This window comes from Bacillus sp. TH50 (assembly GCF_016650565.1).
Classification (GTDB): Bacteria; Bacillota; Bacilli; order Bacillales; family Bacillaceae_G; genus Bacillus_A; species Bacillus_A mycoides.
In genome coordinates this window covers 1,854,822-1,874,120 of sequence record NZ_JAEKFM010000003.1, presented here as the reverse complement: position 1 = coordinate 1,874,120, position 19,299 = coordinate 1,854,822, and the positions used below count along the sequence as shown (strand labels likewise).

General features: G+C 35.3%; 18 protein-coding genes, 2 pseudogenes and 2 other annotated features. Of the genes and pseudogenes, 13 read left to right on the top strand and 7 right to left on the bottom strand.

Going from position 1 to position 19,299, the window contains the following annotated elements; translation table 11 throughout:
- Nucleotides 1-93 precede the first annotated feature (93 nt).
- Nucleotides 94-321: a binding site (T-box leader), on the bottom strand.
- Nucleotides 322-372: 51 nt separating this feature from the next.
- Nucleotides 373-601, bottom strand: a binding site (T-box leader).
- 70 nt (nucleotides 602-671) lie between these two features.
- A pseudogene (locus JFU23_RS09730) lies at nucleotides 672-3,419 on the bottom strand (S8 family serine peptidase).
- A gap of 229 nt (nucleotides 3,420-3,648) precedes the next feature.
- On the opposite strand from JFU23_RS09730, the gene JFU23_RS09725 reads away from it, so the two are divergent.
- On the top strand, nucleotides 3,649-4,887 hold the full coding sequence (locus JFU23_RS09725; RefSeq protein ID WP_201031805.1) for a TolB family protein: 1,239 nt from the start codon (nucleotides 3,649-3,651) through the stop codon (nucleotides 4,885-4,887).
- 44 nt (nucleotides 4,888-4,931) lie between these two features.
- Here JFU23_RS09725 and JFU23_RS09720 read toward each other — a convergent pair whose 3' ends face one another.
- On the bottom strand, nucleotides 4,932-5,054 hold the full coding sequence (locus tag JFU23_RS09720; protein WP_000071861.1) for a DUF4023 domain-containing protein: 123 nt from the start codon (nucleotides 5,052-5,054) through the stop codon (nucleotides 4,932-4,934).
- 72 nt (nucleotides 5,055-5,126) lie between these two features.
- Nucleotides 5,127-5,465 (bottom strand): hypothetical protein, encoded by a 339-nt coding sequence (locus JFU23_RS09715; RefSeq protein ID WP_061674802.1) that lies wholly within the window; start codon nucleotides 5,463-5,465, stop codon nucleotides 5,127-5,129.
- A gap of 169 nt (nucleotides 5,466-5,634) precedes the next feature.
- Between JFU23_RS09715 and JFU23_RS09710 the strand changes: the two genes are divergently transcribed.
- The 3 genes and pseudogenes from JFU23_RS09710 (at nucleotide 5,635) to JFU23_RS09700 (ending at nucleotide 7,320) form a co-directional block, all read left to right on the top strand.
- Nucleotides 5,635-6,210 (top strand): histidine phosphatase family protein, encoded by a 576-nt coding sequence (locus tag JFU23_RS09710; RefSeq protein WP_201031804.1) that lies wholly within the window; start codon nucleotides 5,635-5,637, stop codon nucleotides 6,208-6,210.
- Nucleotides 6,211-6,603 (top strand): annotated as a pseudogene (locus tag JFU23_RS09705) (hypothetical protein); the annotation flags it as partial. It abuts the gene before it with no gap.
- 216 nt (nucleotides 6,604-6,819) lie between these two features.
- Nucleotides 6,820-7,320, top strand: coding sequence for a DoxX family protein (locus tag JFU23_RS09700; RefSeq protein ID WP_002015237.1), 501 nt, complete (start codon nucleotides 6,820-6,822; stop codon nucleotides 7,318-7,320).
- 36 nt (nucleotides 7,321-7,356) lie between these two features.
- On the opposite strand, the gene JFU23_RS09695 is transcribed toward JFU23_RS09700, so the two are convergent.
- Together JFU23_RS09695 and JFU23_RS09690 are read right to left on the bottom strand one after the other, a co-directional pair.
- Nucleotides 7,357-8,241, bottom strand: coding sequence for an alpha/beta fold hydrolase (locus JFU23_RS09695; RefSeq protein ID WP_137076034.1), 885 nt, complete (start codon nucleotides 8,239-8,241; stop codon nucleotides 7,357-7,359).
- 15 nt (nucleotides 8,242-8,256) lie between these two features.
- Nucleotides 8,257-9,096: a GNAT family N-acetyltransferase gene (locus JFU23_RS09690; protein ID WP_201031802.1), complete on the bottom strand. Its 840-nt coding sequence runs from the start codon at nucleotides 9,094-9,096 to the stop codon at nucleotides 8,257-8,259.
- 269 nt (nucleotides 9,097-9,365) lie between these two features.
- Between JFU23_RS09690 and JFU23_RS09685 the strand changes: the two genes are divergently transcribed.
- Both JFU23_RS09685 and JFU23_RS09680 read left to right on the top strand, forming a co-directional pair.
- Nucleotides 9,366-10,751 (top strand): alkaline phosphatase, encoded by a 1,386-nt coding sequence (locus JFU23_RS09685; protein WP_002143184.1) that lies wholly within the window; start codon nucleotides 9,366-9,368, stop codon nucleotides 10,749-10,751.
- Between the two features lie 54 nt (nucleotides 10,752-10,805).
- Entirely contained in the window at nucleotides 10,806-11,270 is a 465-nt protein-coding gene (locus JFU23_RS09680; protein ID WP_201031801.1) for a hypothetical protein, read from the top strand.
- A 179-nt stretch (nucleotides 11,271-11,449) separates the two neighbouring features.
- Here JFU23_RS09680 and JFU23_RS09675 read toward each other — a convergent pair whose 3' ends face one another.
- The gene (locus JFU23_RS09675; protein WP_002015229.1) at nucleotides 11,450-12,100 is read right to left on the bottom strand and encodes a GTP pyrophosphokinase; all 651 of its coding nucleotides are present in this window, start codon (nucleotides 12,098-12,100) and stop codon (nucleotides 11,450-11,452) included.
- 304 nt (nucleotides 12,101-12,404) lie between these two features.
- On the opposite strand from JFU23_RS09675, the gene JFU23_RS09670 reads away from it, so the two are divergent.
- From JFU23_RS09670 to JFU23_RS09660, 3 genes are all read left to right on the top strand, one after another.
- On the top strand, nucleotides 12,405-13,901 hold the full coding sequence (locus tag JFU23_RS09670; protein ID WP_201031800.1) for a YcdB/YcdC domain-containing protein: 1,497 nt from the start codon (nucleotides 12,405-12,407) through the stop codon (nucleotides 13,899-13,901).
- Between the two features lie 183 nt (nucleotides 13,902-14,084).
- Entirely contained in the window at nucleotides 14,085-14,798 is a 714-nt protein-coding gene (gene sigK, locus JFU23_RS09665; protein ID WP_000051382.1) for an RNA polymerase sporulation sigma factor SigK, read from the top strand.
- A 291-nt stretch (nucleotides 14,799-15,089) separates the two neighbouring features.
- Nucleotides 15,090-15,878, top strand: coding sequence for a phosphatidylserine decarboxylase (locus JFU23_RS09660; protein ID WP_002129166.1), 789 nt, complete (start codon nucleotides 15,090-15,092; stop codon nucleotides 15,876-15,878).
- A gap of 152 nt (nucleotides 15,879-16,030) precedes the next feature.
- Here JFU23_RS09660 and sda read toward each other — a convergent pair whose 3' ends face one another.
- Nucleotides 16,031-16,186: a sporulation histidine kinase inhibitor Sda gene (gene sda, locus JFU23_RS09655; protein WP_002015226.1), complete on the bottom strand. Its 156-nt coding sequence runs from the start codon at nucleotides 16,184-16,186 to the stop codon at nucleotides 16,031-16,033.
- A gap of 246 nt (nucleotides 16,187-16,432) precedes the next feature.
- On the opposite strand from sda, the gene JFU23_RS09650 reads away from it, so the two are divergent.
- Genes JFU23_RS09650 through yhbY form a run of 4 tightly spaced genes read left to right on the top strand, consistent with a single transcriptional unit; the run spans nucleotide 16,433 to nucleotide 19,202 of the window.
- Entirely contained in the window at nucleotides 16,433-16,945 is a 513-nt protein-coding gene (locus tag JFU23_RS09650; protein ID WP_002015225.1) for a YqeG family HAD IIIA-type phosphatase, read from the top strand.
- Between the two features lie 3 nt (nucleotides 16,946-16,948).
- On the top strand, nucleotides 16,949-18,055 hold the full coding sequence (gene yqeH / locus JFU23_RS09645) for a ribosome biogenesis GTPase YqeH (RefSeq protein WP_002015224.1): 1,107 nt from the start codon (nucleotides 16,949-16,951) through the stop codon (nucleotides 18,053-18,055).
- A 15-nt stretch (nucleotides 18,056-18,070) separates the two neighbouring features.
- Nucleotides 18,071-18,904 carry a shikimate dehydrogenase gene (gene aroE, locus JFU23_RS09640; protein ID WP_002015222.1) on the top strand — a complete coding sequence of 278 codons (834 nt, stop codon included), beginning with the start codon at nucleotides 18,071-18,073 and terminating at the stop codon, nucleotides 18,902-18,904.
- Nucleotides 18,905-18,908: 4 nt separating this feature from the next.
- On the top strand, nucleotides 18,909-19,202 hold the full coding sequence (gene yhbY, locus JFU23_RS09635) for a ribosome assembly RNA-binding protein YhbY (protein WP_002015220.1): 294 nt from the start codon (nucleotides 18,909-18,911) through the stop codon (nucleotides 19,200-19,202).
- Nucleotides 19,203-19,299: the final 97 nt, after the last annotated feature.

Below are 19,299 nucleotides of genomic sequence, written 5' to 3'. Positions count from 1 at the left end.
AATTGTAAGCGCTTATAAAATTTTATCATAACATTCGAAATTCTTTAACAACTGTTTGCGTGAGAAATAGAAAAATCCCCTATCGGAAAATCCGATAGGGGCGAAAAAATCGCGGTACCACCCTATTTGTAAGTGAAAATATACTTACATCTCAACTAATGATAACGGAAAAATCCCGTCTTTTCCTTCATGCATAAAAGCACTACGAAAAAGAAGCTCCAGAATTGTAATTCGTACTTATATATGTGCTAATTCCCACCGACCATTAGCTCTCTGAAATAGGGATACAAGATACTACTGCGATTCTTTCAACGCGTATATATGAAGTTATTTAAAAGGGAAGGACGCAAAAAAGCCCCTATCGGAAAATCCGATAGGGACGATAAAAATCGCGGTACCACCCTATTTGTAAACAATTAATTGTTTACCACTTACTTTAAGATAACGGAAAGATCCGTCTTTCTCTTCATGCATAAAAAGCATTACGGGAAAGAAGCTCCAGAATTGTAATTTACGCTTGTATATGTACTGATTCGCACCAACCATCAGTTCTCTGAGACAGGGATATAAGTCGCTACTAGTATTCCTTCAAAGCCGATATATAATTCGTTCAACTAAACTATGTTTTGTATTATAAAACTATATTTAAAAGCTTGTCAACAATAATTTTATTATCTCACTTCTAAATCGACGTTTAAATTAGACTTATTTCCAGCTGCATCGGTTGCTACAATATGAATTGTATTCTTTCCTTGTTGTAATTGACTACGATCGAAATAAATTTCATAGTTTTTCTCCCAAGGATTTAGGTATGCACTTTCCCATGCTCCATTTCCGTTAATTTCATACTGTATCGTTACGGGATGTCCTGGAGCAACCCATCCGGATTCTGCCATCCAATCCAAAAGTATATCATCTACTTTACCTCTAATTACGAGGTTTTCTTGATCTACTTCAGACGATAATTTCGGTGCAGTACGATCGACAAACACAGCTCCTGTTTGCTTTGTTTCTCCACCAGAGTTAGAAGCAACAGCTTCGATTTGGTATAAGCCATCAGGTAGAGGAGATCCGTCAGTTTTCGTACCATTCCATTTGAAAGATTTATAACCAGGTGTTTCGTTTTTACCTTGATGTATCATGCCTTGATATGTTACACGGTCTTTCGTAATTAAATTAGCGTGAAATGTTACATCCTCCACTGGTGTAACTAAATAGTAATTGATCAGGTTGTCATCTAGTATTCCATCATTATTTGGACTAAAAGTAGAATTAACGATTTCAAGACCATCAATACGTTTGTATTCTTTCGGATCAATGCTAAACGTAAATGGAATACGCATTTCTTCAGTCTTCCCTTGCTCTTTCACATATAGATTTCCTGTATATACACCTTGTGGTAAGGAGCTATCTACAGTAATAGTAAAAGGCTTTTCAATGTTACTATTAGGTTTCACACTAATAGAAGAAGAGAAAGAAGTCTGGACTTTTGTTTTTGTATCTAGTAATTCAATGCGAGTTGAAAAGTTTTTCTTTTTGTTAGAAAGATTTTGTAACGTAATATTTTGTGTTAACTTCACTTTGCCGCTATTTGGTTTAATAAGACCGAAACTTACATTGTTAGGTTTCACTAATGCATCTGTTTGGGCTGCTTTTGGAATGTTAATTAAACCAGATCCTTGTGCCATGACAGGATATGCATTTTCATTGACATCCTTTAATGCTTTTGCAGTGTTGGCAAGAGCTGCTTTCAATTGTTCTGTCGTCCAATCAGGATGCATTTGACGCAGCAGGGCAACGGCTCCCGCTACTTGTGGCGCAGCCATACTTGTTCCGTCGTGAGATTCATAGCCACCTCTCGGCACTGTACTAGTAATTTTCACTCCAGGTGCAACTATATCAGGTTTTATAAGCCAACTACCTTGTGATGGTCCTCTTGAACTAAAGTTACCAATAAGTTCTGTTTGCTTTGGTTGTCCAATTTTTATATTTTTCTTTCGTTTTGTAATTAAAGTTTTTAACTCTTCGCCATTTGTATTTGATAGTTGCATAACTGGAAGAGCTACATCTTCACGTGCAAAATATTCGGGCATAATATTAATTTATTTTTCGTTAGAAATTAGTAGCACGCCAAGAGCACCAGCTTGTTTCGCTTGTTCTGCTTTTACTAACGTGCTTGAAGTTCCTTGTAAAACAAGGGCGAACTTACCTTTCACATCTTGTTTAGCGTAATCACTTGAATTACCGTAGCCAACATATATAAGCTGAGCATCGTTGCCTACTTGGAAATCTGATTTTGATAACGGTAATCCTTGGTAAGATTTATTGGAACCAGCTACTTGGAATGTTGGAAATGGAATAGATACAGTAGATGCACCAACAGAGATGACACTACTTGCGTTACCAGGAGCGTCAACAGACCAAGGTTTTGGTCCATCATTTCCATTTGAGACGACTGCAGTAACACCAAGTTTTGCTGCGCGTTCTAACGTCATTGTTACAGGTTGATCAGGTACATTCAAATCTTGACCAAGAGATAGATTTAAAACATCGGCACCATCTTGAATAGCGCGCTCAATACCTTGAATAATATCTTCGGTCGTACCAGTACCACCATCATTCATGACACGGTAAGCAAGTATAGAAGCATTCGGAGCAATCCCCTTTATTTTTCCGTTACCAGCAATAATTCCTGCAACATGGGTACCGTGAACGTTTCCATCCATCGGATCATTATCCTCATCGACTGTATCATAGCCACCGATATAATTTGCTTGTAAATCAGGATGGGTATAGTCGACACCTGAATCGATAATAGCGACTTTCATCCCTTTTCCATCAAGGGATTTGCCAGTCGGATCTTTTAAATTCCAAGCTTCAGGTGCACCAACTGTAGGGCCTCCAACGTTTGGTGTTTCTTGATCTGCTAGGCTTTTTGACGTTTCATGTAATTTATATGTTAAGTTCGGATAAATTGCTTTTACTTCAGGTAAAGAAGCTAGAGCGGCAATTTGATCCCCTGGGATAGAAATAGAAAATCCAGAAAATAACGTACTATACGTTTCTTTTATGGTTGCCTTCGGTGCTTTTTCTTTTATTTTCTTTGTTGTATCCTCTTGTGCTTTTTTTAGTTGTGCATGGTATGATTGCACATTGCTATTTTGTAGGTCCGGAGCATGTTGAATGTTACTTTGTGAAGCGAGTGGAGCATGTTGCAATTCTACAATAACTGAAATTTCTTTTGATGTTTTTGTTTCAACATTTTGCGCGATTTTGTTTTCTCCCCATTGTTCAATATTTGCTTTTAACTGTGGGCTAAATTGCTTCTCTTTTTGCAGTGATTCAGCATGGGCGCTTAATGCTCCAAAGCTCGAAAAGACGAGCGCCATACTTAATAGTGTTGATGTAGTTTTCTTCATTGAAACTCCCCCTAACAAAAAGTGCCAATTTCCCGAAAATAAATATTGCATTTTTATCGTTAATTATAGGAACGGATGTTGGCTAAACTATACATTCGACATAATTCATACCAAACCTCTTTGAATTAAAAATTTCTTGGGAAATTTTTTGGAATTATGTCGAATGGATAATATTTGCATATAGTAAGCGGAATATGAGGAATGCTAAAGGGGGAAATGGGGGTGCTATATGAAAAGGTTTATAGTAAGTGGAATCATGATTTTGTTCCTTTTTTTCTGTTCAAGTTCTATTACTAGCGCAGAAAACAATGGAGTAAAAGTTGCCTTTATTCGTAATCATAATCTATGGATTAAAGTCGGTGAAAAAGAAAAACAAATTACAAAAGGAGAGTACATAACAGGGCCGAAATGGTCACACAATGGAGAATGGCTTGCATATGCAAAAGGAAAGAAGCGAAATCACTTTGAACTGTATCGGCTGAAAGATGGAAAGAAAGTTACGCCATCTCAATCAGAAGCATCGAATTATCAATGGTCACCAACAGAGAATATAATTGCATTTGTATTTGCACGCACATTAAATACATTTGATGCTGAAAAAAAGAAAGCAGATTTTGAAAACGTAGCTAATGGTGTAGGTGACTATGCATGGTATCCTGATGGTAAGAAGTTTCTTGTATCATCAGAAGCGTACTTGCTTCCAACAGGATGGACAGGTGCTCAGTTATATGAAATACAAAAGGATGCAAATATGAATCCTCATAAGATGAAACATTTATATGCACTACCGAATGAGCATGATGACTTTTTAGCATTAGTTGGAAGTGGATTTAAGTGGTCGCCAGATCAAAAATGGATTTCGTTTTTGGCAGTACCAACAGCTTCTTTGTCAGCTGATGGTAATACCCTTTGCTTAATTCGAGCAGAGGGCAGTCGTTTTGAAACAGTAGATCAAATGTTATTAAACACACAATGGTTCAAATGGGCGCCATCAAAGAATATATTAGCCTATATTGAAGGAAGCGGGAGAGTGGCTTTAGAGAATAAGCATTTAAAAATAAAAGAATTGCCGGTTCTCCAGCAAAATACATTTACTCCAAAAGGCTATGTTGATTGGGATTTCACATGGAAGAACGATAATGTAATTATCGTTTCAAGGGCAAAGGAAGCAGAGCTATCGGTCCCTCTAGAAAAAAGACCACTACCATCTTTATATGAAATAAATAGTACAACAGATGAACAACATCAAATTACAAAGCCATCCAATAGCAAAGGCGATTATAACCCTATTTTTAGTAAGAAAAGCAACCAATTAATGTGGCTCCGTTCAAATCGTAAGAAAGCTGATGTATGGCTTGCTCATAGCGATGGAAAACATGAAAAGAAGTGGATTGAAAATATAGATGTGCCAGAGTGGTATTATGAGAAATGGAATTGGGAAGATGTCGTTTCGGTTAAAGACGAGTAAAAAAAACCTGCCTAAAATATAATTTTTAGGCAGGTTTTTCAATGTTATTTATGTGTTTTATTTGGCTTTTTTTTCGCAGGGTTTCCGTTCCCTTGGCGCTTTCTATTTTGTTCATCTTTTGCTTGTTTTTCATGTAATGTATCTAAAAAGTCATTTGAGTTACTCATTTTTATATCTCTCCTTTTTTCATTGCGTCCTAGTTACTATAACCATTTAGGAGGATAATCATGAGATAAAAGTTAAGCGCTTAGTTTTCTTCGGTAGTATACGTAAAATATGCCATATGTAATGAATAACATAAGTAAAACTTGTAACTCTACATTTTCTTTTAAAATAGTTGCGACAGAAGATGGTAAGTAAGGTGATGTATCGCTCGTTCCTAAACTTAACCATTTGTTTAAGAGGTTCATGATACAAAATATGAAAACACCAGACCAGCTTGCGATAATTGCTTTTTGTTTAATTTTTGTTTCACGCTCATCATCTGTAATCCAAGGATTAGCAGTTTTATCACTATTAAAAAAGCCATTTATGTATCCCCATATGATCATTCCCATAAAGACGATAATCCATTTCATATTTGTAATCCTCCTCTTCTTGTAAAAAGTATTTTACATATATGATTGTAATATTTTTCAAATGTTGGTGTCAAACACTTTTTACATTCTACTTTTTAAAATAGCAGGAGTAAAGAAAAAAATAGGGAAGAAATATGTGAGACCATTTTCTAGTGAGAGGAAGAGGAGAATGAAACTTATTTTTGTTCGGCATGGTGAAGGTGAACATACGAAAGATTTACCATTAAGTTTACAAGCAGTGAATCCGCCATTGACGGGCGTGGGAAATAAGCAGGCTGAATTGCTTCAGTGCGATGTACCATTACAAGAAAAGGATATATTAATCGCTAGTCCTACACTTCGAACTTTACAAACTGCGACAATATGGAGTGCGGAAGTTGCTTGTCAAAAAATTGTTCACCCATATATATCCCCACGTATTTTTCCTTATCGGGAATCCGCCAAAACATTACCGTGCGATCAATTGTTAGATCGAAAGATAATACAAAATTTATTTCCACATTTTTCATTAGAAGAAAGTAGAAATGAATTGTTATGGAATGAGGGAGTCAATATCATCTCGGAGATGGAATTTAAGCAAATAGTAGATGAATTTCTGCACTGGTGCTATCAGTTAAAAGCAGAAAAAATTTGTATCGTTGCACACGATGGAACAATTACAGCGTATAGGCAATATTTACAGAAAGTCGCTTTAACTAGAGCTGATTTTTTGAAAGAAACGGGTATATATGAAATGGACTTATAGGAGAGAAAATTTGTAATGGAAGAGTTAGGAGAAGATGTGTACGACTTAAATGGGCCGGGAGTATACTTTAGCGTAGCAGAAATTAAGTAATATGCAAAATTGCATATTACACATATTGAAAATGGTTGGTATAAGTTTGGGGAGTTGAAACTAGTAGAATCCTTTTTACATAGTGGTGTAAAATCATATGTTGGATTGATAGATTATGTAGATGGAAATGTAGCACTTATGTTTACAATACGCCTATTTTACGGGTTTATTAACCATGACAAAACGTTAGAAGAAGTTGTTCGAGAAGCGAGATTAACCGATGAGGAGACATGTACATTTCGAGTATATAAACAATATGAAACGAATTTATTCTATATTCGAATGAATGCGTTTCACATTTAACTTACAGTTTTTTTACATTTTTTTCAATGAAAATGATTATCACCTGTGGTATGATATGTTCAAGTTTTTACAGGTAATAAAAGTTACTATATAAACGTTAGTATGTAATGTTTTTTATGTATGTCACAAATTATTCACGATTAACGTTTTAAAAGTAAGTAACTAATGTTATTATATTATCTGTAACTGATTTAATTACAACTTTAGGAGGAAGATATGATTATTCAATTTTTAAGAGAAAACAAAGCAGTTTCTTTTGTATTAGCGATAATTCGAGTGTATCTTGGTTACACATGGGTAATGGCTGGAATCGGTAAACTACAAGGAAAAGGCTTCGATGCAACTGGTTATTTACAAGGTGCAATTGAAAAATCTAAAGGAGCACAACCAGCTGTTCAATCTTGGTGGGCATCATTTTTACAAGATTTTGCAATTCCAAACGTTGATTTATTTAATACACTTGTGACGTGGGGAGAAATTTTAGTCGGAATTGGTTTAATTGTAGGCTGTTTAACAAAAACAGCGGTCTTTTTCGGTCTTGTAATGAACTTTTCCTATATGTTTAGTGGGTCAATTGGTGTAAACCCTGAAATGGTTATCTTATCCATGTTCGTTCTTGTTTCTGGTATGAATGCTGGAAAACTTGGAATTGATGGCTTAGTTATTCCAAAAGTACTAGGATCAAAAATTCAAAAACGCCAAAAGCAAGCTGCTTAATATATGAAAACGGGTATCTCAAAATGAGATACCCGTTTATTTTTCAGCACTTATAGGATTTTTCTCGAAGAAATCTTTTACATACCCTACAAATTCTTGTGGCTCTTGACGAAATGGAGCATGATAACCTTTTTCAATAATATGGAAAGTGCTGTTTTTTAAGAATTGATGATAAGTTTCTCCTTCTTTCCAAGAAACGCTACTATCATTTCTTCCCCATATAATTAAAGTTGGTTGCTTGATTTCAGTTGCATTGATTTGAAGACGCCTAGGCCATAATTTCATTTTATTATAATGCTCTTCATCATTACGCTTGAATTTAACTTTGCTCTCATCATAATCTGCAATAGAAGAAACGGCACTTAAATCAGTCGACAACTTTGGTTTTGGTGAACCTTGTTTATTAACGAACGTATGAGGGCCGCCTGTAGCATCAGTTAAAATAAGGTGGGTAACCGCTTCGGGGTATAAATATGTTAAATTAAGAGAAATTTCTCCGCCCATAGAATGTCCCAGTATTGCGAATGAGTCGTACCCTAATTTTTTCATTAACTTATAATACAAATTTGCATGAGTTGGGAAAGAATAATAAAAATCCATCGGTTTAGAGGAACGTCCGAATCCTAAAGCATCAACAGAAATAATCGTATGATCTTTTGCTAAATCTGAGTAAACCTTTTGAAAACCATTGGATGATCCTCCAAATCCATGGATCATAAGTAAAGGTGGTTTTTCATCACCAATCTTTTTAAAGTAAATCGTTTGACCATCTATCTCTACCATTTTTTCCTCGGTAGTTAGTTTCGCTGTAATTGTATTTTTAACTTGTTTTACTTGTTCTACTGGCTTTTCTGCTGCACTACATCCTACTAATAGTGTAAGAGTAAGACAACCTACCATAAAATAGCTAAATCGCTTCAATTAGGTGTCCCCTTTCTAACATAACGCTGCATCTATCATAGCAAATAGTATATTACGATTTCCAGGAAGTTGATTACCGTTCTTTATCATAAGAGGTGAAAGGAGCGTTTCCTGGAAATTTTCTGTTTGAAGAAATTGACGGAAAATGAATTGTGAGTGCGGAACATCAATGCGTATTGTCCCATTCCACGAGTTGCAAATTATTTCTAATAACTGAATAGCGTCTTTTTCTTTTTTTGAAATAAGCGGAGTGATACATAGTACATTTCCTTTTTGTATGCATAAAGCAAAAGCATCTATTTGATTATCCCGCTCTATTTTAAAGGAGTAAGTTGCTCTCGATAGTAGTGATAAATAAAGCTTAGAACGATCTGCACCAGTCGCAGTTTGATCAAGAAAAATGAGAGATTGAAGATCGGCTTGCTGAATTTGTTTTATGGGAAAAGAATTTGTACTTATATGAGCCGCTTGTTTTTCGAAACGATGAATTGTTGTTATTGATTGAAATCCATAAGATTCATATAAGGATTCACCAGCTTTTGTTGCAATGAGCGTAATAGGGAGCGATGGATAAGTTACTTTTAAGCTATTGTTTAACAAAATACGGCCAATTCCTTTTCTTTGAAAATCAGGATGCACGATTAACATACCGATAGAAGAAAATCCAGGGGCAAACGAAAAGACCCCGCCCGCTGCAATAAGTTTATTCTCATGTACATAGCCAAAAATTGTGCCAATGGAAAGGTACATATGGAATTGCTCTTTCATAAAACTCTCATACTGTAACCACCCAACTGATTCGCAAAGAGAGAGTAAATCTGGAATGGAAGATTCGTCTAGTTTTACTGTTTTCATAAAGTTCACCATATTTCTATTTAAATTAGAAAAAATAAGAATAATATTAAGAAATGTAAAATAATAGGTTCGTATTAAAAGAAATCCAACATGTTTATATTTATCTTTGTAAAGGGGAGTATGCTTGATATGAAAAGACAAACTTATACAAATTATAACTTAAATTTACATAAGTTAACAAAAAATTTACATATAACTCATTTTCTCTTAACAGTCTTCTATTAAATTTGATAGTGGGAAATGAATAACCTAATTAGGGGGACAAGACAGTGAAAAAGTTTGTAAAAAAAGCATGGCCATTTGCAGTTGTGGCGTCGTTAGCAGTTACTTCGGTAGCAACATGGAATTTTACGCGTTCTAGTGAGGTTAATGCAGATGAGAACGGAAACAATGCAAAAATTAAAAATGTCATTGTATTAATTGGGGACGGTATGGGGCCTTCATATATGACAGCTCATCGTTATATGAAAGATAATCCAAAAACATTTGAGATGGAATCTACAGAATTTGATAAGCATCTTGTAGGAACACAAAAAACATATCCAGAAGATGAACATGAAAATATTACAGACTCTGCATCGGCAGCTACTGCGATGTCAGCAGGTATAAAAACATATAACGCAGCTATTGCAGTAGATAATGATAAAGCTGAAGTGAAAACAGTATTGGAGCAAGCGAAAGAAAAAGGGAAGTCAACGGGACTCGTTGCAACTTCTGAAATTACGCATGCAACACCAGCTGCATTCGGTGCACATGATATTAGTCGTAAAAATATGGACGCAATTGCAAATGATTACTTTGATGAAAAAATTAAAGGTAAGCATAAAATAGATGTTATGCTTGGCGGGGGCGTAAAGAACTTTGTTAGAAAAGACCGCAATCTTACAGAAGAATTTAAGAAGTCTGGTTATAGTTATGTAACAGATCGTAATCAATTATTAAATGATAAAAGCGATCAAGTTCTTGGCTTATTTGCACCAGGTGGTTTAGACAAAATGATTGACCGTACTGACAAAACACCTTCATTAGAAGAGATGACAAATGCAGCGATTGAGCGCTTGAACAAAAATAAAGACGGTTTCTTCTTAATGGTCGAAGGTAGTCAAATTGATTGGGCTGGACATGATAATGATATTGTCGGTGCAATGAGTGAAATGGAAGACTTCGAAAAAGCGTTTAAAGCAGCAATTGAGTTTGCGAAAAAAGATAAGAACACATTAGTTGTTGCAACTGCAGATCATGCTACTGGCGGATTATCTTTAGGTGCGAATGGTGAGTATAATTTTAAAGTAGATCCGATTAAAGCTGCGAAACGTACGCCAGACTTTATGGCAAGTGAGATTGTAAAAGGTGCAAATGTAGAAGAAACATTGAAAAAGTATATTGATCTACAATTAACACCAGAAGAAATTAAAGCTGTAAATGATATAGCTCCATCAAAAGATGTAACAAAGATTGATAATGCAATTGAAGATATCTTCAATAAGCGTTCGGTTACAGGTTGGACAACGGGTGGACATACAGGTGAAGATGTGAACGTATATGCATTCGGACCAGGTAAATACTTATTCTCTGGCGTTCAAGAGAATACAAATATAGCTAAACGTGTCTTTGACATCGTTGGCGGCGGCGATCCGAATAAAGGAAGACGCTAATTATAAATGAAAGTGAGGCGAAATGCCTCACTTTTCTTTTTAGGAGATGGAAAGATGAGCGTTTTTTTAGGGAAATTAAGATTCCTTCTAGTATTCGTATTATTGCTAGTTGGATGTCAATCTCAAGAGAATAATATAGAACAAAAATCTGCTGGGAAAACTGAGGAAAAGGTACATATAACGAAAGAAGAAGAGAAATCCATTCAAGATGTTATTGAGGCATTTGTACGGACGACGAATGAAAAAAATCTTGCTGAGCATATGGAGTTATTTTCAAAGAAGATGCCTAGTGCTGAAGACTTAAAAACACAAAAGGAAGCGGCATTTCAAAAGGGAAATAAGAAAATAGAATTGGAACATATGAATATGAAAGCTCTTAAAGATGGGCTTGTTATTGTTGAAACGGAGGAAAAAGAAGTAGATGGAGGGGTTACTCTCCAAAAGAAAATGCAGTATGCACTTGGAAAAGAAGAAGAAGGGTGGAAGATTGAAGAGGTTCGTACGATAGAGAAGAAATAAAGTGAAACTTTAATCAGTGGGGGTTTTGTCCATCCCCCACTGATTATTAGTTGAACCAATCGGGCTTTTATGGGCAGTTGATCGCCCACCTAACTCCTTCGCATTCGCAGAATTTTGAGGTGGGAGTCTTACTGCCCGCAAATAGCGGGATAAAAAGGTTCTCATAGGAGAGAACCTTTTTATAGTGGTAATAAAATTTGATTTGAACATGCTTCAATGTCATCAATATCTTGACGGATTGTTGCCATCTTATTATCGAGGTCTTCAGCTTTCATAGCAGCGTCATGTAGTTCATCTTTCAAATAGTCAGGTATATTTCCTTCATATTTGTAGTAAAGTTTATGTTCTAAACTTGCCCAAAAGTCCATGGCAAGTGTACGTAATTGAATTTCTGCAAAGACATCTTTCGTACCAGAATTTAGTGACAATGGATATTTAATAATCATATGCAAACTTTTATAGCCATTTCCTTTTGGATTAGCAATATAATCTTTTACTTCTACAATTTCCATGTCTCCACGATTTTCAATAACTTCTTTTAAATGATAAATATCTTCTACAAAGCAACATGTAATACGGATGCCAATAATATCTTGTAATTGTGTTTGAGCATTTTCAACTGTTGGTGATAAGTTTTTACGCTCAAGCTTCCTAATGATACTTTCGGGTTGTTTAAGTCTTGTTTTTATATGTTCAAACGGGTTGTAGTCTTCTAAAAATTGAGCTTCCCGGTTCATAATTTCAAATTTAGTTTTTAACTCTTCTAAAGCGAATGTATAAGGTAATACAAAAGCTTTCCAGTAGTTAACTGTTGATTGGTTATATTCCATTTCTATACACACCTTTTCTTATTTACAAGTGAAGTTGTTATTATACTAAACACCAAATCATGTAGGCGCAAGCAGCAAATGATGAGATCATAAAGCGATATTTAGTTTTCATCTTTTCAACCCCTTTCAAATGAAATTATATATGAATAAACGTCATTGTTAGTAATTTCACTATGTACAATTCTTATAGTAATAGATTCATGTGAAATTCGTATGAACTAATTGTTTCAGTTTTTTGTCTTTTTGATAATGGCTTTTGGTTTTGTTTGTTATAATTACCTTAAATTGTAACAAAGGAGAGGTTATGATGAATCCAAAAGATAAAAAAAGAAAAGAGCAAGTGGCCCACATTATTGAAATTCCAGATGAATATAGGCTTGTTGTAGATGATCAAGAAGGAGTGGATGATCCGTATCATCTATTATGGTGGGGGCATAAAGAGGATGAGGAGAAAAAGATACAAATTACATTAAATAGGCATACTGGTAATTTATTCGAATTCAGGATAGATGATGAAAATTATTTTTCGAGTGATAAAGAAGTGATAGAGGAGAATAAGGCAAGAGAGATTGCAAATGTATTTATAAAAAAATATGTGGAAGAAGAATTAGAATTTTATACATATGTGTCAGTTAAGGATGACTGGCGTGGTTGGAAAGAAATAAATTATATGCAGGAAGTGAATGGATATCCATTGCCGAATACAGGATGTGTTGTGCGAATTCATCCTTCAGGTAATGTTGTGCATTTTCATTACAATGGACAAAAAGCTATAGGGAAAAAACCGTTATGGCCAATTGAAATTGTTGAGGAGAACGTCGTTTTAGAAACTTTGAGAGCTAGACAAGATATGAGACTTGTATTTGTGGATTTAACACATTCTTCATGTAAATATGAAAATGGTGAGGAAGTAAAAGGCTATCATCTTGTATATGAACCAGAACCTAGTCATGCGTTTATTGATGCAAGTACAGGTAAAGATTTATTTGACCCAGATCATTATAAATTGCCTCCAACTGTAGCTGTTGAAAAACCGAAAAAAGATAGTCAACAAGATGATATATTCGATTTATTTGACTGGGATAAAGAAAGTTTTACAAAAGTGGCTGAGACAGAAAATGAAGATGGAATAAGGATGAAATTTGTTTCGAAAGAGGAATTACAAAAACAGAAAGAAGAAAAGAATCCATATTTAATGAATGAATTTTTAAAAAAGCATTTACCGATGTTAAAATATAATAATTTAGTTGGCATTACGATTGATAAATCAACCAAGGAATTAATTGGTTTTATAAAACTGGCAGACGATAAAGAAGTAAAACAAATACTGTCTAGAGAGGAATGTTTACAAAAAGCACTTCAATTTTTAGAACATGTTATTCCAGATGTTACACAATATCTTCGCCTTTGGGATGAACGTGACGAAGATGAAGGGATTGAAAGATTTGTCTTTTCAGTATATGTGAATGAAATTCCGGTAGAGTATAGGGAATTCATGGTCAACATTAATACAGAAAATGGTGCTGTGATGCATTACTCGGGAAAACCTAGCAATATAATAGAAGAGTTACTTGCACATGAAACAGCACCAAAAGTAACAAAAGAAAAAGCGTTAGAAATATATAAAGAGGTCATTCGAGTAAAATTAGAATGGTGTATAGATCATGATGCAGAGGAAATGAAATATAAACTGCTGTATAAACAAACGAGGAGTGAAAATCATAAAGAATCCGTCGATTGTAGTCGGAAAATTCGTTACATAGATGCGCATACTGGAGAGAAAATTTGGAGTGAATATTAGTAAAAGCCAATCGATACGTTTCGATTGGCTTTTACTATGTTTATAGAAAAATTTAATGATTAGCGTTGAGTGGTTTAAGAATGCCATTAAGTTAAGAGTTCCATATTTACATCGTACAGACACAAACAACCTCATGCCCACATACACATAGTAAAGACCACTATTTTGGCGGAGGTGAAAGGTTTGAGTCTATTCGCCGCAATTGGATATATGGTTCGAGAAGTGTTTGTATTTGTTTCTTATGTGAAGAACAATGCGTTCCCGCAGCCGTTATCATCAGATGATGAGAGAAAGTACTTAGAGTTAATGGAGCAAGGTGATGCTCAAGCGAGAAATCTTTTAATTGAACATAATTTACGGCTTGTAGCTCATATTGTTAAGAAATTCGAAAACACTGGTGAAGATGCAGAAGATTTAATTTCAATTGGTACCATTGGGCTTATTAAAGCGATTGAAAGCTATTCAGCAGGGAAAGGAACTAAGCTTGCAACATATGCAGCGCGCTGTATCGAAAATGAAATTTTGATGCATTTACGTGTGCTGAAGAAAACGAAAAAAGACGTTTCACTTCATGATCCGATTGGGCAAGATAAAGAGGGTAATGAAATATCGCTTATTGATATATTAAAATCAGAATCTGAAGATGTAATTGATATGATTCAGCTTAGTATGGAGTTAGAAAAAATTAAAGAGTATATCGATATTTTGGACGAACGAGAGAAAGAAGTAATTGTGAAGCGTTTTGGACTTGGGCTTGATAAAGAGAAAACACAGAGGGAGATTGCGAAGGCACTCGGTATTTCAAGAAGCTACGTATCGCGAATTGAAAAGCGTGCTTTAATGAAAATGTTCCATGAATTTGTGCGGGCTGAGAAAGAGAAAAAAGCAAAAGAATAATGTGTATTGTAAGCAGCTACACTTTAAAAGTGGCTGCTTTTCTTTCGGGAAAACGGAAAGAAAACGAGCTGTTCTAAGAAGAAATACATGTTCACTGTTGAAAATGGCGGGTTCTATCTGTAATATTAGAAGGTGCTAAACAATTTAAGAATAAAAATTATACTTAGTTTTTCTTCGTGTATAACGAGACGGCTCCATTCTATATGTGGGAATAAGAACCAATTTTACATATGATATAGAGAGAAAAGAAGGGGAAACTAAAGTTATAGGCTGATTAGGAGGTTTCGTAATTTGCGACGGACATTATATCGACTTATGATCGAACTTACAAATGGTCGTTTTACTTCTTATATATTACGTAAATTTGCACAATCTCGTTTGAGCTCTATCATTATTCCATCGTATGTGAAAGTTTTTCAAATTAATCAAGATGAGATGGAAAAGGGTTTGAAGGAATATGGAACATTGCATGATTTATTTACACGTAGGCTAAAAGAAGGAAAGCGTAGTATTGATACTGATGCATCGAGTATCGTTAGTCCTGTTGATGGTGTTTTTGCTGATCAAGGTCCTATTGAGGATACAAAAACATTCGATATAAAAGGAAAGCGTTATTCAATTGTGGATATGCTAGGTAATGAAGAGCGTGCAAAGCGATATGCAGGCGGTACATATATGGTGATTTATTTGAGTCCAAGTCATTATCATCGCATTCATAGCCCGCTTTCTGGCTCTGTGACTGAAAGATTTGTACTCGGTAGAAAATCATATCCGGTAAATGCAGCGGGTATGGAGTATGGGAAAGAACCATTGTCAAAAAATTATCGCTCTGTTACAGAAGTAAATAGTGACGGCGAACATATGGCACTTGTAAAAGTAGGTGCTATGTTTGTTAATAGTATCGAGCTCCTTCATGAAAGAAGTACTGTTCAAAAAGGTGAAGAGATGGCATACTTTACATTTGGCTCAACAGTTGTTTTATTATTTGAAAAAGATATGATTAAAGCAGTGCAGGAATTGACAAGTGGGCAAGAGCTGCGTCTTGGTGAAAAAATTGCAACCCGAGTATCTCATAAGTAAAGAAAAGGTTTTATAATATACTTATGAAGCTCTAATTAAGAAATGTGGACAAAGATGCTTAATGAAGAAATCCCCTAGATGGGAGTACTTGTTTATTCGAGAGCCATCGCAGGATGGCTCTTTTTACAGGTCAATCAGCAATCTATATGTACTCAAGAAGATTTGACGAGCTTGTCCTCTAACGAGCGTCTAATAATTTCTTGTTTTATAAGTAAAATGAAGTCGGGATTTAATTTTAGTTCTTTTGCTTTATAATAAGACTCAGTGAGTAAATCAGTAGATAACTGTTCCATATGTTTTGTTTTCAAGGTGAGTCACCTCCTAATAATATAAGGATTGATTCGTTGTTGCATTTAATGTACCAAAAAAATATGACAGTCACAAACAAGAGGTTATCCACATAACTCAGTGGATAAAATGTGGATAGATTGTTAGTAAATTCCAAATTGACTGAAAAATTAACGTGGAAAGTGTGTACAAGTTTATCCACAGGTTATCTATCGAAAAATGTTGTCGAAAAATTTTATGAAAAATCCTCAAAGAGGTGAAAGAAATTGAAGTTATTTTTACCAAATGAATATGTGAAAAATATATATCATATTCAACCAGAAGATTTGAAAAAACGTGGAATTAAAGGAGTTATTACTGATTTAGATAACACTTTAATTGAATGGGATCGTCCAAACGCAACGCCACAGCTTGAAGAGTGGTTTTTGAAAATGAAAGAAAATGATATTCAAGTAACGGTCGTTTCAAATAACAACGAGCAACGCGTTAAAGACTTCGCTGACCCATTAGGTATTCCGTTTATTCATAGTGCGCGCAAACCGTTTGTTCGCGCATTTAAGCGTGCGATACATGAGATGCACCTGCAGCCAGATGAAGTTGTAGTAATTGGAGATCAGTTACTAACGGATGTGCTCGGCGGGAATCGTGTGGGACTTCATACAATTTTAGTTGTACCGGTAGCGCAAACGGACGGATTGGTGACACGATTTAATCGGAAAATTGAACGAAGAATTATGAGAAACATGAAGAAAAAAGGCTTAATTAACTGGGAGGAATAAAGTTTGACTGAAACAATTAAATGTATTGGTTGCGGTGTAGAAATTCAAACAGAAAATAAAAATGAAGTAGGATACGCTCCTGTATCATCTTTAGAAAAAGAACAAGTAATTTGCCAACGTTGTTTTCGTTTGAAACATTATAACGAAATTCAAGATGTATCTTTAACAGATGATGATTTCCTTCGTATTTTGAACGGAATTGGACAATCAGACGCACTAGTGGTTAAAATCGTAGATATTTTCGATTTCAATGGTAGCTGGTTACCGGGCTTACATCGTTTTGTAGGGAACAATAAAGTATTACTTGTAGGGAATAAGGCTGACTTAATTCCAAAGTCAGTTAAGCATGATAAAGTAAAACATTGGATGCGCTATAGTGCAAAGCAACTTGGTTTAAAACCAGAAGATGTCTTTTTAATTAGTGCAGCTAAAGGACAAGGAATCGCTGAACTTGCTGATGCAATTGAGCATTACCGCGAAGGTAAAGATGTTTATGTTGTTGGATGTACGAATGTTGGTAAATCAACATTTATTAATCGTATGATTAAAGAGTTTAGTGATGAGACTGAGAATGTAATTACAACATCACATTTCCCAGGAACAACGCTTGATTTAATTGATATCCCATTAGACGAAACGTCATCTTTATACGATACACCAGGTATTATTAATCATCATCAAATGGCGCATTATGTTGGGAAACAAAGCTTAAAGCTTATTACACCGACTACAGAAGTTAAGCCAATGGTATTCCAATTAAATGAAGAACAAACATTATTCTTTGGTGGATTAGCACGATTTGATTATGTAAGTGGGGGCCGTCGTGCATTCACTTGTCATTTCTCAAACCGTTTAACAATCCATCGTACAAAGCTTGAAAAGGCTGATGAATTGTACGAAAAACACGCTGGAGAATTATTGAATCCACCGACACCAGAAGAATTAGAAAATATGCCTAAGTTTGTGAAATATGAATTTAATATTCGTGAGCCGAAAACGGATGTTGTATTCTCTGGATTGGGCTGGGTTACTGTAAATGAATCAGGAGCGAAAATTGTTGCTCATGTACCAAAAGGAGTAAGTGTTTCATTACGTAAATCTTTAATTTAATATGGAGAGGGATTTATGAAACAATTATATGGTGTAATCGGAAATCCAATTGGACATTCATTATCACCCGTTATGCATAACGATGCATTTGAACACTTGAATATGGATGCCCATTACCATGCGTTTCTTGTAGAAGAAGAAGCGCTAGGGGAAGCAGTAAAAGGTTTGAAAGCATTAGGTATTTCAGGATTTAATGTAACGACTCCGCACAAAGTTGCAATTATGGAGTACTTGGATGAGATTGCCCCGTTAGCAAGGCAAATCGGTGCGGTAAATACAGTAGTTCATCGAGATGGAAAATTGATTGGGTATAATACAGATGGAATTGGTTTTGTTCGTGCCCTGCAGTCAATTAGTGAAGATCCACTTCAAGAGAAACGTATTTTATTAATCGGTGCAGGTGGTGCTAGCCGAGCTATTTACTTCTCGCTTGCCGATGTAGGTGTGAAAGAAATTGATATTGCTAATCGTACGAGAGATAAGGCGAAAAACCTTATCTCTGGGTGCATGGCAAATGTTAATTCGCATGCTCTATCGTTAGAATGTGCAGCAGAAAATCAAGGGGAATATGATATTATCATCCAAACAACAACGATAGGTATGCATCCACATGTTGAGTATACGCCGCTGGAAATTCGTTCATTGAAACAAGGAACGATTGTTTCTGATATTATTTATAATCCATTTGAGACGAAAATTTTAGGCGATGCGAAAGAACAAGGTGCAATAATTCAAAATGGAATCGATATGTTCGTTTATCAAGGTGCACTTGCGTTTGAAATGTGGACAGGGTGTGTGCCGAATATTGATAGAATGAAACAATTAGTAATGAGAGAGCTTGGAGGCTAATTATATGTTAACAGGAAAACAAAAAAGATTTTTACGTGCAAAGGCACATCATTTAACACCGATTTTTCAAGTTGGAAAAGGTGGCGTGAATGAAAATATGGTGAAACAAATTGGAGAAGCATTAGAAGTTCGTGAACTATTTAAAGTGAGCGTATTACAAAACTGTGAATTTGATCGTAGTGAAGTTGCAGAAGAGCTTGCACAAGGTGCACGAGCTGAAATCGTTCAAGTAATCGGAAGCACAATTGTTTTATACAAAGAATCAAGAGAAAATAAGCAGATTAAGCTTCCTCGATAAAAGATATACGTGAGTTATTTCGTAATGGACGCTTGATATGTAGAAAGCGAACCAATTGAACTTTTATTAACAGTGGGCTCTCTTCGAATTTGTATGG

Bases quoted from the DNA above. Each gene is read 5' to 3' on its own strand.
- JFU23_RS09720 (WP_000071861.1), bottom strand. From the start codon at position 5,054: ATGAGTAACTCAAATGACTTTTTAGATACATTACATGAAAAACAAGCA.
- aroE (WP_002015222.1), top strand. From the start codon at position 18,071: ATGAAACAATTATATGGTGTAATCGGAAATCCAATTGGACATTCATTA.
- JFU23_RS09715 (WP_061674802.1), bottom strand. From the start codon at position 5,465: ATGAAATGGATTATCGTCTTTATGGGAATGATCATATGGGGATACATA.
- JFU23_RS09690 (WP_201031802.1), bottom strand. From the start codon at position 9,096: ATGAAAACAGTAAAACTAGACGAATCTTCCATTCCAGATTTACTCTCT.
- JFU23_RS09710 (WP_201031804.1), top strand. From the start codon at position 5,635: ATGAAACTTATTTTTGTTCGGCATGGTGAAGGTGAACATACGAAAGAT.
- JFU23_RS09725 (WP_201031805.1), top strand. From the start codon at position 3,649: ATGAAAAGGTTTATAGTAAGTGGAATCATGATTTTGTTCCTTTTTTTC.
- JFU23_RS09670 (WP_201031800.1), top strand. From the start codon at position 12,405: ATGATGAATCCAAAAGATAAAAAAAGAAAAGAGCAAGTGGCCCACATT.
- JFU23_RS09700 (WP_002015237.1), top strand. From the start codon at position 6,820: ATGATTATTCAATTTTTAAGAGAAAACAAAGCAGTTTCTTTTGTATTA.
- JFU23_RS09675 (WP_002015229.1), bottom strand. From the start codon at position 12,100: ATGGAATATAACCAATCAACAGTTAACTACTGGAAAGCTTTTGTATTA.
- yhbY (WP_002015220.1), top strand. From the start codon at position 18,909: ATGTTAACAGGAAAACAAAAAAGATTTTTACGTGCAAAGGCACATCAT.
- JFU23_RS09680 (WP_201031801.1), top strand. From the start codon at position 10,806: ATGAGCGTTTTTTTAGGGAAATTAAGATTCCTTCTAGTATTCGTATTA.